The sequence below is a fragment of the Corynebacterium sp. HMSC065H09 genome, assembly GCF_001812845.1.
Taxonomy (GTDB): domain Bacteria; phylum Actinomycetota; class Actinomycetes; order Mycobacteriales; family Mycobacteriaceae; genus Corynebacterium; species Corynebacterium jeikeium_D.
The window spans coordinates 142719-159151 of record NZ_KV810585.1; the positions used below are offsets into that span (position 1 = coordinate 142719).

The 16433-nt window shown below is 58.0% G+C and carries 11 protein-coding genes; 7 read left to right on the forward strand and 4 right to left on the reverse strand.

Going from position 1 to position 16433, the window contains the following annotated elements; all coding sequences use genetic code 11:
- Window positions 1-46: 46 nt before the first annotated feature.
- Window positions 47-595, reverse strand: coding sequence for a PH domain-containing protein (locus tag HMPREF2878_RS04545; RefSeq protein WP_070437865.1), 549 nt, complete (start codon window positions 593-595; stop codon window positions 47-49).
- 57 nt (window positions 596-652) lie between these two features.
- Complete coding sequence (locus HMPREF2878_RS04550; RefSeq protein ID WP_070652967.1) at window positions 653-2308, reverse strand: mechanosensitive ion channel family protein; 1656 nt, start codon at window positions 2306-2308, stop codon at window positions 653-655.
- 374 nt (window positions 2309-2682) lie between these two features.
- Between HMPREF2878_RS04550 and HMPREF2878_RS04555 the strand changes: the two genes are divergently transcribed.
- The 5 genes from HMPREF2878_RS04555 to serA all read left to right on the forward strand — a co-directional run bounded on the left by HMPREF2878_RS04555 (window position 2683) and on the right by serA (window position 10041).
- The gene (locus HMPREF2878_RS04555; protein ID WP_069358810.1) at window positions 2683-4593 is read left to right on the forward strand and encodes an acetolactate synthase large subunit; all 1911 of its coding nucleotides are present in this window, start codon (window positions 2683-2685) and stop codon (window positions 4591-4593) included.
- A gap of 34 nt (window positions 4594-4627) precedes the next feature.
- Entirely contained in the window at window positions 4628-5131 is a 504-nt protein-coding gene (gene ilvN, locus HMPREF2878_RS04560; RefSeq protein ID WP_048735338.1) for an acetolactate synthase small subunit, read from the forward strand.
- A gap of 53 nt (window positions 5132-5184) precedes the next feature.
- A complete protein-coding gene (gene ilvC / locus HMPREF2878_RS04565; protein ID WP_049194075.1) occupies window positions 5185-6201 on the forward strand; it encodes a ketol-acid reductoisomerase in 1017 nt (338 codons plus the stop codon).
- 281 nt (window positions 6202-6482) lie between these two features.
- Window positions 6483-8207, forward strand: a complete 1725-nt coding sequence (locus HMPREF2878_RS04570; protein ID WP_049172104.1) for a hypothetical protein — start codon at window positions 6483-6485, stop codon at window positions 8205-8207.
- A gap of 238 nt (window positions 8208-8445) precedes the next feature.
- On the forward strand, window positions 8446-10041 hold the full coding sequence (gene serA, locus HMPREF2878_RS04575) for a phosphoglycerate dehydrogenase (protein ID WP_049190146.1): 1596 nt from the start codon (window positions 8446-8448) through the stop codon (window positions 10039-10041).
- A gap of 122 nt (window positions 10042-10163) precedes the next feature.
- Here serA and HMPREF2878_RS04580 read toward each other — a convergent pair whose 3' ends face one another.
- A complete protein-coding gene (locus HMPREF2878_RS04580) occupies window positions 10164-11666 on the reverse strand; it encodes an acetyl-CoA hydrolase/transferase family protein (protein ID WP_048735346.1) in 1503 nt (500 codons plus the stop codon).
- 151 nt (window positions 11667-11817) lie between these two features.
- Entirely contained in the window at window positions 11818-12894 is a 1077-nt protein-coding gene (locus tag HMPREF2878_RS04585) for a GTP-binding protein (protein WP_049172106.1), read from the reverse strand.
- A 289-nt stretch (window positions 12895-13183) separates the two neighbouring features.
- On the opposite strand from HMPREF2878_RS04585, the gene HMPREF2878_RS04590 reads away from it, so the two are divergent.
- The gene (locus tag HMPREF2878_RS04590; protein WP_070605060.1) at window positions 13184-14698 is read left to right on the forward strand and encodes an acetyl-CoA hydrolase/transferase family protein; all 1515 of its coding nucleotides are present in this window, start codon (window positions 13184-13186) and stop codon (window positions 14696-14698) included.
- 201 nt (window positions 14699-14899) lie between these two features.
- Entirely contained in the window at window positions 14900-16423 is a 1524-nt protein-coding gene (locus HMPREF2878_RS04595) for an HNH endonuclease signature motif containing protein (RefSeq protein WP_070652914.1), read from the forward strand.
- Window positions 16424-16433 lie beyond the last annotated feature (10 nt).

Consider the following 16433-nt stretch of genomic DNA (forward strand, 5'->3'; position numbering starts at 1 on the left):
AGTGTCCGCATAATGAGATTTAGGGGCTTTGTGGACTGCTTATATGTTACTCGGCAGTGGTGTCACTTTTAGGCTTGGCACCTTTGGCTTTAGCGCTTTTAGCCTTGGCATCGGCCTCAACCTCACTGACCTTCTTCATTACCGAGTAGCCATCGCGGTCGAAAACCTCGACCTTGTCATTTTCCGCCATGCGAGCCGAAGCAATCGGATCTGGAATCAGACCGCCGGTGGCTTCCTTCAACTCCGGTAGCGAATTAAAAGAGATGGCCGGCAGGGCGATGCGCTCATCGGACTTGGTCACTGCAAAGGCGCGACCGCCCTTGTTGAAGAAGATGCCCGCAAATTCGCTCCAGGGCACCGAGCGGCGCTTGGCCAATAGGTACACCGCGGTGATACCGCGTGGTCCCACAGTGGTGCGTACTCGGAAAATCCAAAGCGTATAAATCAACGGTGCCAGGAAGGTAACGGCCAGCCACGGGGCAAAACCGGTGGCAATTACACACAGCACGAGCATGAACGCAACGATGAACAGATGCGTCTTCTGTGGGCGAAATCGCTGCGTCGCAATTTTTGGCTGTGGAGTCGAGTCAGTCATGGCCTTTGATTGTAGCGGGTAGTTCGGATTCGCCAATGCACGGTGGGCGGTTGCGCGTTATTGCGTATCAGCGGAGTTCGGTTCCGCGTTGTTAGTGGAGTATGTCGACTGTGATCCGCCAGAGCTCTCGTTGTCGGTGTTGCTCTGGTCAGAGTCCGGCTCGGTGGAGGTGGCGGTCGAAGGTGCGCGGTTCTGCGTGCTCTGAGGCTGCTGTGAAGTCTCGGACGGCTGATTCTGTGGCGTCTGAGTCTGCTGCGAAGTCTCGGTGGGCTGCACACTCTGTGTAGTGCTAGTCGGCTGGTTCGATGACTGCGGAGCTGACGACTCTTCCGGGTCCTCTTCCTGTGTCGTTACCCGATCGCTCCACCTGCTCGGTGCCAGCCATCCGGACGGACCATCCTCGGTCTCGACCGTCAGCAGATTCAAAACGCCGAGGACAATTAGGGTTGCCAAGAGCATGATTGTCGAAACGCGAGCACGTCCACCTGCAGAGAGGATTCGCTGGATCTTCTGGCGCGTCGTGAGTGTCTTCCAGTCAGGGTGGCTAGCCAGTTTGCGGATGACATTGTTGCTTCCGCTGTCTTCCTGCTCGCGTCGGGCATCATCGAGGTTGGCACCTGCATGTGGCAGGTCGGATCGCTCGTTCCCGACTTGCTTGTCGACGGTCTGAGTTTCCATCAGCTTGGTTTCTGCGGTATCCGGCTGGACAGTAGTGTTCGCTACCGCTTCGACAATTTCGGTTGGAGCACTGTCGCCGTCGTCAAGCTGTTGTTTTTTCTCTTGCTTAGCATCGGCCTGTCTAAGCTGTTCGATCATCGTGTCATCACGGACGTGGCCGGTGATTTCTTCGGCGGGGGCAAACGGAGTCTGTTGGGCGCGCTCGCCGTAGTCATCCCACCAAGTGTCGATGACTACGGCGCGGATGGCGCGCTCGATGAGCCATTGGTCGCCCGGTTTGCAGTCGACAATCAAGCGCATAGTGACGGTCCACGGCAGGCCCATAACCGTTGGCGGGTTGAGTTCCGTGGAGGACTGCAGCTTGATCTCGGAGAGAACTGCGTCCTTGACGGAGTCCAGTGTGATTGCACGCTTGGCGGCGGCGACAGTGCGCTCTTCCAAATCCTTAATGGAGCCACCGGCGGTCATCGGTACGGGAACTTCAACGACAGCACGGGACCACTGTGAGGAGTAGTTGATACACATACGTGCCTCGGAGTTCGGAACGATGATTTCCTCGCCGTTAAGGGTTCGGATGGTGGTGGCGCGCAATGTCATATTGACCACGTCACCCTGCACGGTCCCCGAAGGGGCGTGGAACTCAACCCAGTCGCCAATGCCGTACTGCTTCTCGGCAATGATGAACAGTCCGCCAAGGAAGTCGGCGATGACTCCCTGTGCGCCAAAACCAACAGCGGCGGAAACGACCGTCGCGGGGATAGCGGCGGCGGTCAGTGAGATTCCGAATTTCGACAGAATCGCGATGATTAAGACGAAGTATGCAATGACTTCGACGATGTAAACCACAGCGCCAATCAGTGCGCGCCGTCCCTTGGACTGCTCCTCTGAAGAGGAGATGTTTCCGTCCGCAATTGCCAGAACGAAACGTCGGATACGGGGAACAAGAATTAGCAGAATGGCCAGACATGCGATGGCAAGGCCGTTATTGGCCACCCATTGCCATGTCCGTAACAACATGTATTGCAAGAATTCCATGCCATCCACCGTAGGTCGTTCGCCTTAATATGCGCTGAGTTTAAAGGTAAAGAATTATGCATAAAGACGAGCTTTGGACTTGGGGCTTGCGGGGCTCGGGCGTGTAGGGCTCGGGTGTGCAGGCTTGGGTGTGCAGGCTTGGGTGTCCCCGGGGTCGTGGTCGGGGAGTTTCTGGGTAGAGTGATTCCCAAAGTTGGGGCGGGGTTCTCGTTGGAATCGGGTGGGTGCTCGGGGTGTGATACGGATGGCGTGTCCAATTGACGGGATTGACTTCTCACTATGTGGACGTTAGGGTTGTAGCCAACGCCACATTCGTAGCTTCTTTGCGTGAATGTGTGTTGAGTAGTTGCCCACCATGATCCAGGAGCGAAATCGTGAACGCGCACGAGCAGCACACCCCATCGCCCGCCCAATTCGCGGCTAAGGCGCGCACCAGCGCCCCCGAGCGAATTTCTGGTGCACAAGCCATTGTCCGATCCCTTGAAGAGCTTGGTGTCGAGGTAGCCTTCGGTATTCCCGGTGGTGCAGTGCTTCCGCTCTACGATCCGATTTATGACTCGGAGAAGCTTCGTCACGTCCTGGTGCGCCACGAGCAGGGAGCTGGCCACGCTGCCACTGGTTACGCGCAGGTTTCCGGCAAGGTTGGTGTCTGTATCGCGACTTCCGGCCCGGGTGCTACTAACCTGGTGACCCCGCTCGCGGATGCTCAGATGGACTCCGTTCCGGTTGTCGCTATCACTGGTCAGGTCGGTCGCCCGCTGCTGGGTACTGACGCTTTCCAGGAGGCTGACATCCGCGGTGTGACCATGCCGATTACGAAGCACAACTTCATGGTCACCGAAGCTGAGGACATCCCGCGCGCGCTCGCTGAGGCATTCCACCTGGCTTCTTCTGGTCGTCCAGGTCCGGTTCTGGTCGATGTCCCGAAGGACCTCCAGAACACGATGATCGACTTCACCTGGCCACCGGAGATCAACCTGCCGGGTTACCGTCCGGTGACAACCCCGCACCAGCGACAGATCGACGAAGCCGCTGAGATGATTGCTGCGGCAAAGCGTCCGGTGCTCTACATCGGTGGTGGCGTCATTAAGGCCGATGCTTCCAAGGAGCTGGTCGAGTTCGCCGAGCAGACTGGGGTTCCGGTCGTGACCACGCTGATGGCTCGCGGCGCATTCCCGGACTCGCACCCGCTGCACATGGGTATGCCGGGCATGCACGGCAAGGTGTCAGCCGTCGCTGCTCTGCAGAAGTCCGACCTGCTCATCACTATTGGCGCGCGTTTCGACGACCGTGTTACCGGTGATCTGAATTCCTTCGCGCCGAACGCGAAGGTAATCCACGCCGACATTGACCCGGCAGAGATTGGCAAGCTCCGCGAAGTTGATGTTCCCATCGTCGGCGATGCCCGCGAGGTCCTTGCCGCACTTAGCGAGTCCTACACCAAGCTCGGTCTTAGTCGCCCGCAGATTGCCGACTGGCTGAAGCTTCTCGACGGTCTCCGCGACGAGTTCCCCCTCGGGTGGGAAGAGCCCGCTGATGGTGCAATCGCTCCGCAGTTTGTAATTCAGACTCTGTCCGACATCGTTGGTCCAGAGGCCATCTATGCCGCTGGCGTCGGCCAGCACCAGATGTGGGCAGCGCAGTTCGTCCAGTACGAGAACCCGCGCACCTGGCTTAACTCCGGTGGTGCCGGCACGATGGGCTACTCAATCCCGGCTGCGATGGGTGCCAAGGCGGCTGCTCCAGAAAAGGAAGTCTGGGCCATCGACGGTGATGGTTGCTTCCAGATGACCAATCAAGAGCTGACCACCTGTGCAATGGAAGGTTTTCCCATCAAGGTTGCCTTGATTAACAACGGTAATCTGGGCATGGTTCGTCAGTGGCAGACGCTGTTCTACGATCAGCGCTACTCCAACACCAAGCTGCGCCCGGAGGATAACTCCTACCTGCCGGACTTCGTCCAGCTCTCCGAGGGGCTTGGCTGCGTGGCGATCCGCGTGACCAAGAAGGAAGATGTCGCGGCGGCGATTAAGAAGGCACGCGAGATTAATGACCGACCGGTGGTTATTGACTTCATTGTCGGTGAGGATGCTCAGGTGTGGCCGATGGTGGCAGCTGGCAAGTCCAATGATGAGGTCGAATACGCCCGCGGTCTGCGCCCGCTGTTCAACGATGAGAATTCAGCAGCTGAGGCCCCGGCTGACATCCACGGCACTGTTGTGGACAACGCCGAGGACGCCGCGAAGCAGCCCGACGCTAACCACCCGTCCATGAAGACCCGCTAATCGGGATCCGAAGCAACAGGAAGTGAGTCCCAAAATGGCTGAACTGCACACTCTATCCGTGTTGACCCTCGATGAGCCGGGTATTCTGGTCCGCATTGCGGGCATGTTCACCCGTCGAGGTTTCAGCATCCAGTCGATTACCTCGGGTGAAACTGAGACCGAGGGAGTCAACCGCATCACCGTCGTGGTTGAGACGGAGACGCTGCCGATCGAACAGATCACTAAGCAGCTGAACAAGCTGGTGCCCGTGCTGAAAGTGGTCCGCCAGCCCCCAGAGACCATGGTGTCGCGCGGACTGCTGATGGTGAAGGTTTCCTGCGACAACACCAATCGTCCGCAGGTAGTCGATGCCGCCAATCTCTTCCGTGCCCGTGTGGTGGACGTTTCTCAAGAGTCTGTCATCATTGAGGCGACGGGTGAGCGCTCGAAGCTTGTAGCCCTGCTGGAGGTCCTCGAGCCGTTTGGTATCCGTGAGCTCATTCAGTCCGGTACCGTCGCAATGGCACGTGGGCCGAAGCCGATGCTCCAGGCCCGCTAACAACTAAACGCTAAGATTTTTAACGAATCCGATTCGAAAAGAGGCTAACTTTAATGGCTATTGAACTGCTGTACGACGACGATGCTGATCTGTCCATCATCCAGGGACGTAAGGTTGCCATCCTGGGCTACGGTTCCCAGGGCCACGCTCACGCTCAGAACCTGCGCGAGTCCGGTGTCGAGGTTGTTATCGGTCTGCGTGAAGGCTCCAAGTCCGCTGTGAAGGCTCGGGAAGCTGGCTTCGAGGTTAAGTCCAACGCAGATGCCGCTGCATGGGCAGACGTCATTATGGTGCTGGTTCCGGACACCACCCAGGCAAGGGTTTACAGCGAGGACATCGAGCCGAACTTGAAGGACGGCGACGCGCTGTTCTTCGGCCACGGTCTGAACATCCACTTCGACCTCATCAAGCCGGCTGACAACATCACCGTCGGTATGGTTGCTCCGAAGGGCCCGGGTCACCTGGTTCGTCGTCAGTTCGTCGATGGCAAGGGCGTTCCGTGCCTGATTGCCGTTGACCAGGACCCGAAGGGCGAGGGCCGCGACCTGGCTCTGTCCTACGCTGCAGCTATCGGTGGCGCCCGCGCTGGCGTTATCCCGACCACCTTCGAGGCAGAGACTGTGACCGACCTCTTCGGTGAGCAGGCTGTTCTCTGTGGTGGCACCGAGGAACTGGTCAAGGTCGGTTTCGAGGTTCTGGTTGAAGCTGGCTACGAGCCGGAGATGGCATACTTCGAGTGCCTGCACGAGCTGAAGCTGATTGTTGACCTGATGTTCGAGGGCGGTATTGCCAACATGAACTACTCGGTCTCCGACACCGCTGAGTTCGGTGGCTACCTGTCTGGCCCGCGCGTTATTACCGCTGATACCAAGCAGCACATGCGCGAGATTTTGTCTGACATTCAGGACGGCACCTTCACCAAGCGCCTGATTGCCAACGTCGAGGGCGGCAACAAGGAGCTCGAGGACCTGCGCGCTTCCTACAACAACCACCAGATTGAAGAGGTCGGCTCCAAGCTGCGCGACCTGATGAGCTGGGTTAAGGTCGACGCTCGCGCTGAGACTGCCTAAGTTTGTTGCTTAAGCGAATCCCTCGCTTGTTCGCGAAGTAGGGCTTCATCACTGAGCTTCACCGCCGTGATGAGGCCCTTTTCGTATCTCTCTTACTAGTTTTCTTTCACTGAACCGTGTGGGGTAGACGTGTGGAATAAACGTCTGAGCTAAAAGCAACTACTGCCAAACGGGTGTAGCCCCAGTCCTATCCGGGGTTCTAATCTGGGGTGAAAGGTCTCCCTCAACAAAGACGTTCGATAGTCTAATCGTTGAAATCAAATCATTTCACGGAGGTAAATGTGCGAGTATCCGCAATGACGCGGCGCGTGACGGCAACCGTTGCCCTGACGGTCAGCCTGGCGTTGGGGTCAAGCGCCTTGGTCGCGTGTGGAAATTCCGACAGCGCTGTTTCCACGAAGAAGGTGGACGCTGAATCGACGGTGCTTAGCGACGACATCGCAGCGTCGGAAAGTCTGATCGACAGTTCGGAAGCGGTTGTCGTTTCCTCGGCTGGCTCTGCTGAGCAGCGTAGGGCGGCAGGCATCGCGGTTGCTGCTGGTCTGCCGATGCTAGTGGCTGGTTCTGCCGAAGATGCGGAAGATGACACTACTGCCAAGAGCCCGAAGAAGGATGCTCGTGGCCGTGATACCGGCGCCGATATCGCCGATGTGGAAAAAGAGATTGACCGCCTGGGCGCAAAGACAGTCCTTACTGTGGGGGCAGTTGACCTGACTGGGGAAGAGGGCCGTCAGATCATTGCGGATCCGGGTACGACCGATGGCCTTAAGGAGCTCGTCGGTACCGAGTTTAAGGTTCTCAAGGAGACGGAGTCGAAGCCGACTCGCGCTGTCGTTGAGATGGATCCGGAGAAGCCAACTGTCGTCGAGGGCGATGCAACGAAGGATGGGGCAGCCAACCAGGAGGCTCAGGATCGCGCCAGCGATGGGCAGGACGACAAGGGACAGGAGAGCGTCACCCTGCCGAAGGGATCTCCGAAGGAGGTCAAGGACACATTGGCACTGGCCGCACCGGGTACCGGTTTGGCCTCCATTGCTACGGCCCGTGCCGCTGGCCTGAAGGTCAGTTGGTTGCCGGTGGGCGACGCGCGTGCTACCTCTGAGTCGATTTCCGCTGCTCGCGACGGCGAGTCCCTGATTGCTCTGGGTAAGGTTTTCGGCGATAAGGACAAGTTTGATCAGTCCATCGAGCTTGCCAAAGATGACAAGGTTAAGGAGCTGCCAGGTGGAGGCACACTGCTGTTCCCCGGTCGTCATCTGATTGCAACGTATGGTCACCCAGGTGTCGCTCCATTGGGCGTGATGGGCGAGGATGATCCGGAGGATGCCGTCGCACGTGCGAAGGACTACGTCAAGCAGTACGAGAAGTTCGCTGATGACCCGGTACTGCCGGCCTTCGAGATTATCGCTTCGGTCGCGCAGGCTGACCCGGGTCCACGCGGTGACTACTCCGAGCCAGCTCCGGTTGAGACTCTGAAGCCGTACGTCGAGGCCATGACCAAGGCCGGCGGCTACGTCATCATCGACCTGCAGCCGGGTAGTGCAGACTTCCTGGACCAGGCCAAGTTCTACGAAGAACTGCTGAAGATGCCAAACGTCGGTCTGGCGCTGGACCCGGAGTGGAAGATGGAACCGGGGCAGGTTCCGGCGACCCAGGTTGGTCACGTTAAGGCTGAAGAAGTCAACCGCGTTGCTGATTGGCTGGCTGAGCTGACTCGTAAGAACAACCTTCCGCAGAAGATGCTGATGCTGCACCAGTTCCAGCTACAGATGATTCGCGACCGTGAGACGCTGGATCTGTCGCACCCGGAGCTCGCATTCGTTCTGCATGCCGACGGCCATGGCACCGCGCAGGAGAAGTTTGAGACCTGGAACGTCATGCTGCAGGATTTGCAGCCGGAGATTTTCGAGGCGTGGAAGAACTTCATCGACGAGGATCAGCCGATGTTTACTCCTGAGGAGACCATGAACATCGAGCCGCGTCCGTGGTTGGTTACGTACCAGTAGGTTATAGACCAGCAGAAATAAAAATATAACGCGAAATATTTGCCGACTTGAATGTCGGGGGCAACGGCGCTTACTCCCTAAACAAAGGGTAGTAAGCGCCGTTTTGCTTAGGTAAGTCCCCCCGTGTCTCACCCCCAGAGTTTATGATGAGACGTAATGCGCGTGCACGCTTTAGTAGTTTTCTTAAGTGACACCGCACATACTGCATAAACTTTTCGAGACAAACCAGGAGATGCTTGTGAGCCAGAACGCTCGCCCCGTTGTCCTCATCGCCGACAAGCTGGCACAGTCCACTGTGGACGCATTGGGGGATTCCGTTGAGGTCCGTTGGGTAGATGGCCCGAACCGCGCTGAGCTCCTGGCTGCGGTTGGTGATGCTGACGCACTTCTCGTCCGCTCCGCTACCACCGTGGATCAGGAAGTCCTCGAGGCTGCTCCGAATCTGAAGATCGTCGGTCGCGCCGGCGTTGGCCTGGATAACGTCGACATCGATACCGCTACCAAGCGCGGCGTCATGGTTGTCAACGCTCCGACCTCTAATATTCACTCTGCATGTGAGCACGCAATCGCACTGCTGCTGGCCACCGCTCGCCAGCTGCCGGCTGCGGACGCGTCCCTGCGTGAGGGGGAGTGGAAGCGCTCTTCCTTCAAGGGTGTCGAAATCTTCGGCAAGACCGTCGGTATCGTCGGTTTCGGTCACATCGGCCAGCTGTTTGCGCAGCGTCTCGCTGCTTTCGAGACCAACATCATTGCGTACGATCCGTACGCGAACCCGGCTCGTGCTGCTCAGCTCGGTGTCGAGCTGGTTGAGCTGGAAGACCTGATGGCTCGTGCTGATTTCGTGACCATCCACCTGCCGAAGACCAAGGAAACCGCTGGCATGTTCGATGCTGAGCTCCTGGGCAAGGCCAAGAAGGGCCAGATCATCATCAACGCTGCCCGCGGCGGTCTCGTCGACGAGCAGGCGCTTGCCGACGCAATCAAGGCTGGCAACATCCGCGGTGCTGGCTTCGACGTGTACGCGACCGAGCCGTGCACGGATTCCCCGCTGTTTGGCCTGCCGGAAACTGTTTGTGCTCCGCACCTGGGTGCCTCCACCGTCGAGGCGCAGGACCGTGCAGGTACCGATGTCGCTAAGTCCGTACTGCTGGCCCTGGCTGGCGAGTTCGTCCCGGATGCAGTCAACGTTTCCGGTGGCGCTGTCGGCGAAGAGGTGGCCCTGTGGCTCGAGCTGGCTCGTGAGCTGGGTCTGGTTGCTGGCGGTCTGCTCGAGGGCGCTCCGGCTGCTGTTGAGGTCACCGCTCGCGGTGAGCTGCACACTGAGGACGTTAACGTTCTGGGTATGGCAGCAATCCGTGGACTGTTCTCTCTCATGGTGGAAGAACCGGTCACTTTCGTCAACGCTCCGCGTATCGCAGAAGAGCGTGGTGTGACCTTCACTGTCGAGACCGAGCCGGAGTCCGTCTCCCACCGCTCCGTACTCGAGGTCAAGGTCATCGGTGCTGATGGCTCCACCGCTACCGTCGTTGGTGCTCTCACTGGCCTGAACCGCGTCGAGAAGATTGTCCGTATCAATGGCCGCGGCATCGACATGCGCGCTCAGGGCCGTAACCTCTTCCTGCTGTACAACGACGTTCCGGGCGCTCTGGGTCGCGTTGCTACCACCCTGGGTGAGTCCGGCATCAACATCGAGGCTGCTGCTCTGTCTCCGCAGGAAGCAGATCAGACTGCCATCCTGGTGCTGCGCGTTTCCAAGGAGGTTCCGGAGGAGCTCGTCGGAAAGATTACCGAGGAGATCTCCGCTACCCACGCTCTGCAGCTCGAGCTGGACTAGTTCTGAGCGCCTAGGCGTTTTAGAGCTAGTCTCTAGCGCAGCTTCTACTGCATGAAAAAATCCCCTCCGCATGGAGGGGATTTTTGTTTCCCAGCTGATCTATGCAGCCGTAGCCCTACTGCCTAGCCCTTCATCGAGCCCTTCTCAATCATGTTGACGTGGAAGTCGAAGGCAGTACGCAGGTCGTGCGGGGTAGACATGCCCGGAGCGGTCTTCAGCGCGCGCTCGTAGTACTCCTCCAACAGTGGCTGGTACTCCGGGTGTGCAACGGAAATCATCTTCGCCACGCGGTCACGCGGTGCCAGGCCACGCAGGTCAGCGAATCCACGCTCGGTGATGATGACCATGGCGTCGTGCTCGGTGTGGTCAATGTGCGAAGCGAACGGAACGATAGTCGAAATCGCACCGTCCTTCGCCAGCGACGGCGAGATGAACGAGGAAACGAAGGCGTTACGGGTGAAGTCACCGGAACCACCGATGCCGTTCATCATGCGGCTGCCGTTGATGTGGGTGGAGTTGACGTTGCCGTAGATGTCGGCCTCAATCATGCCGTTGGTGGCGATTAGGCCGACGCGACGGACAACCTCCGGGTGGTTAGAAATCTGCTGCGGGCGCAGAATGATGTTCTCGCGGTAGCGAGCAGCCTCGTTGTTCATACGCTCGGCAGCTTCCGGAGACAGGGAGAAGGAGGTAGCCGAAGCGACGGTCATCTTACCTGCGTCAATCAGGTCAATCATGCCGTCCTGAATAACCTCGGTGTAGGCCTTGATGTTCTCAAACTTGGAGTCCAACAGACCCGCCATCACGGCGTTCGGAACGTTACCGACGCCCGACTGCATGATGTACTGGTCGTAAGCCAGGCGACCCGCGCGAACTTCGCCCTCGAGGAAGTCGAGGAAGTGGCCGGCAATGGCCTTCGAGGTCTCATCCAACGGCTTGAACGGGGAGTTGCGGTCCGGCGCGTTGGTCTCGACAACTGCGACAACCTTGTCCAGGTTGATGTCGATGTAAGGGGTGCCAATGCGGTCACCCGGAGCGTTGATCGGCACCGGCGTGCGGTTAGGCAGGTGCTGAATGCGGTAGATGTCGTGCATGCCCTCGAGTTCCTCGGACTGCCACGAGTTGACCTCAATGATGATCTTGTCAGCGTTGTCCATCCACTCGACGTTGTTGCCAACGCTTGACGACGGAACGAGGTGTCCATCTTCCGTAATACGAGTGACCTCAACAATTGCGGCGTCAATCGGCAGGAAGCCCTGCTCGATGTACAGCGCGGAGTGGGAGAGATGGATGTCCTGGTACTTCGCCTTGCCCGAGTTGATGGACTTACGCAGTGCCGGATCGCCCTGGTACGGCATGCGGTAGCGGATGATGTCAGCTTCTGCCATCACGCCGTCACAGTCCGGGGCAGTGGAAGCGCCAGTGTAGATGTCGACAGCGAACTCTTCACCCTTGGCGTGGAGTTCCTTGCCGCGGTTTGCCAGCGCAGTCGGCAGAGCCTTCGGGTAGCCAGCACCGGTGAAGCCAGAGATGCCGAGGGCATCACCATGATTGATAAACTGTGCAGCCTCGTCGGCGGTCATTACCTTGCCGCGCAAACCGGCATGTGCGATGCGATCAGACATGTCATCTCCTAGATAGACTGTTCGACTTTAGTTTTGTCGCCTAACCTAGCATGCGCTAACAGTGTGTTGCCACACCCGCAGGTTGAGAAGTGATTTATGACACTCTGATCGCTTCAGCGGGTCGTTTATCGGCGCTCTTCCAGGGGCTTTGTTACAGCAATTCCCGCACTTCTTCGTCGGTCAGCATGGCATCCTCGAACGCTTGCAGTGTGGCCTCTGGGTTAAATTTCACACCGATGAGTACGACCTCATTGGATGGTGGGACATCGGTCTGCGCCCACATGACGGCAGGGGTGATTTTCAGGTTCGGCCCCGCCTGACTCCACACGTGGGCGACTTCGAGGCGGTCGGAAATCCAGCAGTGCCCCTTGGATCGTACGAGCCCCTTTGTGCCGCGGAGAGCCTTGATTAGTCGTTCGCGGTCGAAGGGTCGATTGCCTCGGAAAACAACCGAAGAAATGCCGTATTCTTCAGTCTCCGGCGTGTGGGGATTCGCAAGTTCTTCTGCATATCCGTGGAAAGTGGCCGCGGTACCTTCGTCGTAAAGCGATGCGTCGAGAATGGCAGAGGTGGCGATTTCGCCGTTAGTCACGCGGACGATGCGTGCGCGGGGGTTCATTGCGCGGATCGTTTCCTCGGTACCGCCGGTGAGCTTTTCGCCGGCGAGGTCGGATTTGGTGATGAGGATGAGATCGGCGAATTCCACCTGGTCGACGAGGAGGTCGGCGACCGTGCGTTCGTCGTCAGGCAGTGCGCGTCCCTGGCGGAGACTGTCGAGGAATGTAGAGGCGTCGACGAGCGTGACCATCGTGTCGATGGGGGCGATGTCGGCGAGGCGACGGCCGTCGTCGAATTCCCACTCGAAGGTAGCGGCGACTGGCATGGGCTCGGAGATGCCGGTGGATTCGATGACGATGTGCTCGAACTTGCCGCTGCGCGCGAGCTTGCCGACGTTTTCAACGAGGTCATCTCGCAGCGTGCAGCAGATGCAGCCGTTGGACATTTCGATGAAACGGTCCTCGCCGCGCTCGAGATATGTGCCTTGCTCGATGAGGGCGGCGTCGACGTTGACTTCCGAGAAGTCGTTGACGATGACCGCGATTTTGCGCCCCTGTGAGTTTGCCAGGAGGTTGTTGAGGAGGGTGGTCTTGCCGGCGCCCAGGAATCCGGACAGGACGGTGACGGGAGTGGTCTCGGTGGTGCTATCAGAAAATTCGGTAGAAGTCACCCGACAAGATTAACGTACTGAAAATGATTATCAATAACTACTGTGTGAATTGGGCTAGGCAAGGGGTTGTAAATGTGTCGTATGGCTGATTGTTGGCCAGTTGTGACGTAGGGCATAAAACGGTGTTGTAGTCGGTTTTAGTGGCGCGTGGAGCGTGCCTAAAACGGGGGCGCTTTCGGGCTTCTGAATGAAGGGCGCTAACCGCTTCGTTGATAGGGTTGGGGGTGTGCTTCGGTGTTCGAAGTGCTACCCCCGATAGTCGCGTTGGGGGATGCAGAAAGGTGAGTTCATGTCAGATCGTATTGCCCATGCCGGCCTCAAATCCAAGGTGATGACCGCGCAGGAGGCGGCGCAGTTCATTAACCACGGAGACATGGTGGGCTTTGCCGGATTTACCGGTGCTGGCTACCCGAAGGTTGTCCCGCCGGCTCTCGCTGAGCGCATGGAGGCCGCTCACGAGCGTGGCGACGAGTTCAAGATTAAGGTCTTGACCGGCGCGTCTACCGCTCCGGAACTTGATGGTGCGCTGGCGAAGGCCAATGGTGTTGAGTGGCGTATGCCGTACCAGTCCGACCCGGGAATGCGTAACCGTATTAATGCAGGCGATGCCTTCTATAGTGATATTCACCTGTCGCACTCTGGCCCGATGACTGAGCAGGGCTTCTTTGGCCCGGTCAATGTTGCTGTGGTCGAAGCTGTTCGCATTAAGGCCGATGGATCCCTGATTCTTTCCTCTTCGGTTGGTAACAGCATTTCTTACTTGAATGCTGCAGAGAAGATCATTATTGAGGTCAACTCCTGGCAGTCCGAGGATCTCGAGGGTATGCACGACATCTACAGTGTTGGGCTGCCTCCGAACCGTAAGGAGATTCCGATTGTGAACCCGGGGGACCGCATCGGCACTCCGGATGTTCAGATCGATGTCGATAAGGTTGTCGCTGTCGTCGAGACGAACGCCGAGGACCGTAACTCGCCGTTCAAGCCGCTGGACGATGACTCTAAGGCCATTGCCGGCTACCTGCTCGACTTCCTCGATGGGGAGGTCAAGGCCGGTCGTCTGCCGGAGAACCTGCTGCCGATGCAGTCGGGTGTCGGTAACATTCCGAACGCTGTGCTCGCAGGCCTGCTCGACTCCAAGTATGAGAACCTGACCTCCTTCACTGAGGTTATCCAGGACGGCATGGTCGACCTGATGGATGCTGGCAAGCTGACCGTGGCTTCCGGTACCGCATTCTCGCTGTCCCCGGAGTACGCAGCTCGTATGAATGAGAATGCTGCTGACTACCGCGAGAAGATTGTTCTGCGTCCGCAGGACATCTCCAACAACCCGGGTCTGGTCCGCCGCATGGGGCTGATTACCACCAACGGCATGATTGAGGCTGACATCTACGGCAACGTCAACTCCACTCACGTGGCTGGCTCCCGCATGATGAACGGCATTGGCGGTTCCGGTGACTTCACCCGAAACGCCTACATCTCTACGTTTGTGTCCCCGTCGCTGGCTAAGAATGGCGACATTTCCGCAATCGTGCCGATGGTCTCTCACGTTGACCACACTGAGCATGACGTGATGGTCATCATCACTGAGCAGGGTCTGGCTGACCTCCGTGGGCTGGCGCCGCGTCAGCGTTCCCGTGTTGTCATTGAGAAGTGTGCGCACCCGATGTACAAGGAGGCGCTGCTCGAATACGTTGAGCGTGCTGAGAGGGTCACCCCGTACCTGCATACTCCGCATGACCTGGGTACTTCTTATGACTTCCACCGTCGTTTCCTCGAAAACGGTTCCATGAAGCCGGTCGACTAGGTTTCTAGTGCGGTTCCCGCTTTACGACGAAGTTTGCGTCGTAGGGCGGGATTTTCTTTCGGCTTTAGTTCGAAATAGTGTTCGAGTAATGTGGAGATTTTTGGGGTGCGCAGCGGTTTGAATCCGGGGTGGGGGATATGGTGTGGGCGAATTGATAAAGAACTGTTCGTTAGGGGACCTCGTTAGGGAGGGGACAGTGCAATGTCAGAGTTGGAATCGTGTGGGGAATTTCGGTTCAGCCATGAGGTGAGGGCTCATTCGCTCGCTGAAGTGATGCGCGAGATTAATCGTCTGGAGATGGTTATCGCTCAGCGGGTCGCACCACCAGATGATGGCGATGTCGAAGCTCATTTGGCTTATTGGTCGGTGGTGCTTGGAATCTCACGCGCCGAAGTGAACAAATATATGGAAATTGGCTACATGCTTGGACGTATGCCGCAACTAGCGGAAATGTGTCAGGAGCGCGGGCATTTGTCGATGAGGCATTTAGCAATGCTTGGTAAACATACCCGACCTGTAGCCGATGACAAGGTTGACGCAGTGGAGTCGGGTCTCGTGGACGTCGTTAAGCCTAGGCGCGACGGGGAGGCACTCCGTGGCGTGCGTGCGATGGCAACGCGGGTGCAGCGAGTGATTGGTGAGTGTGCTCCGGAAGTGCGGCCACGTGATGTGGATGTCGCTGGGTTGCAGGCTGATAGGGTCCTGGCCCGGAATGTGGAGGCGACCGTAGATGCTGCAATTGATGCGGCGGCATACCAGGTCGAGGCGGATGGAGGGTCGGCGGATAATCCCGTGGAGTCGGAGGAGGTACGGGAGGTTCAAGCTGCGGCTCTCGACTACTTCGGCGATCGTATGACGGCTAAGGAGTTTATCGCAGTTGATGAACATGGTGACGCTGGAGTTACGACACTGACTACTGTACTCGAGCGGCATCATGCAGTGGAAGCCCTTGCAATTATCGACGCAGTGGCTAAGAAGATGAAAGTGAGTCGCGCGGCAGCTTTCATGCATGCGTTACGCGGTACTTGTGAGGTGGAGGTGAATCTGGAACTCTTCCGAGTGCTCTCTCCCGGGGAGGATGGCGAACCGGAAAACACTCCAGTGTGGCTCGCTGGCGCAGGTTGGCTTTCTTCGCTGGTGGCCGAGTCTTGGCTGAAGCGGGTATCGACATTGCGGGTGCTGGGGGATAGTGCGGTTGAGGGGTATCGGCCCTCCGAGTCTCAGCGTGCATTCGTGCGTGCCCGTGACGGTGTGTGTAGTTTTCCTGGATGCGATGTCCCCGCGGAAAAGTGCGATATCGACCATATTGTGGAATTTGATCACAGCCTTTCCGGTGGTGAGCGGCAAAAGGAAGGGGTCACGCACACAGATAATCTCCATTGTCTCTGTCGAAGGCACCACAACCTCAAAACTGCCGGTATGTGGCGAGTTGTTCGAGGTGATGATGGGATCGAAGCTTGGACGTTCCTCTCTTGTGATGAAGGGCCGTTTGCGCAGTCGGAGAAAGAGCACACTGGGCATGGTCGTTACACCTTTGCCTCGCAGACTGAAAAGAAGACCGCTGCGCTGGCTGAGCACAATGAGAAACGTCGCAAATTGCATGACAGTCTCCGCGGCCTAGTGGATAAGGTGCGGCGGGATTTGGAAAAGGAGAGAGCAGTAGGCGGGGTGGATTGTGAAAACGATGGAGATGTTAAAAATCGCGCAGACAGTGACGGGGAGTGAGCGCTAGGTT

Excerpts from the sequence above, each read along its gene's own strand:
- HMPREF2878_RS04580 (WP_048735346.1), bottom strand. The coding sequence starts at position 11,666 with ATGTCTGATCGCATCGCACATGCCGGTTTGCGCGGCAAGGTAATGACC.
- HMPREF2878_RS04550 (WP_070652967.1), bottom strand. The coding sequence starts at position 2,308 with ATGGAATTCTTGCAATACATGTTGTTACGGACATGGCAATGGGTGGCC.
- HMPREF2878_RS04590 (WP_070605060.1), top strand. The coding sequence starts at position 13,184 with ATGTCAGATCGTATTGCCCATGCCGGCCTCAAATCCAAGGTGATGACC.
- ilvC (WP_049194075.1), top strand. The coding sequence starts at position 5,185 with ATGGCTATTGAACTGCTGTACGACGACGATGCTGATCTGTCCATCATC.
- ilvN (WP_048735338.1), top strand. The coding sequence starts at position 4,628 with ATGGCTGAACTGCACACTCTATCCGTGTTGACCCTCGATGAGCCGGGT.
- HMPREF2878_RS04545 (WP_070437865.1), bottom strand. The coding sequence starts at position 595 with ATGACTGACTCGACTCCACAGCCAAAAATTGCGACGCAGCGATTTCGC.
- HMPREF2878_RS04595 (WP_070652914.1), top strand. The coding sequence starts at position 14,900 with ATGTCAGAGTTGGAATCGTGTGGGGAATTTCGGTTCAGCCATGAGGTG.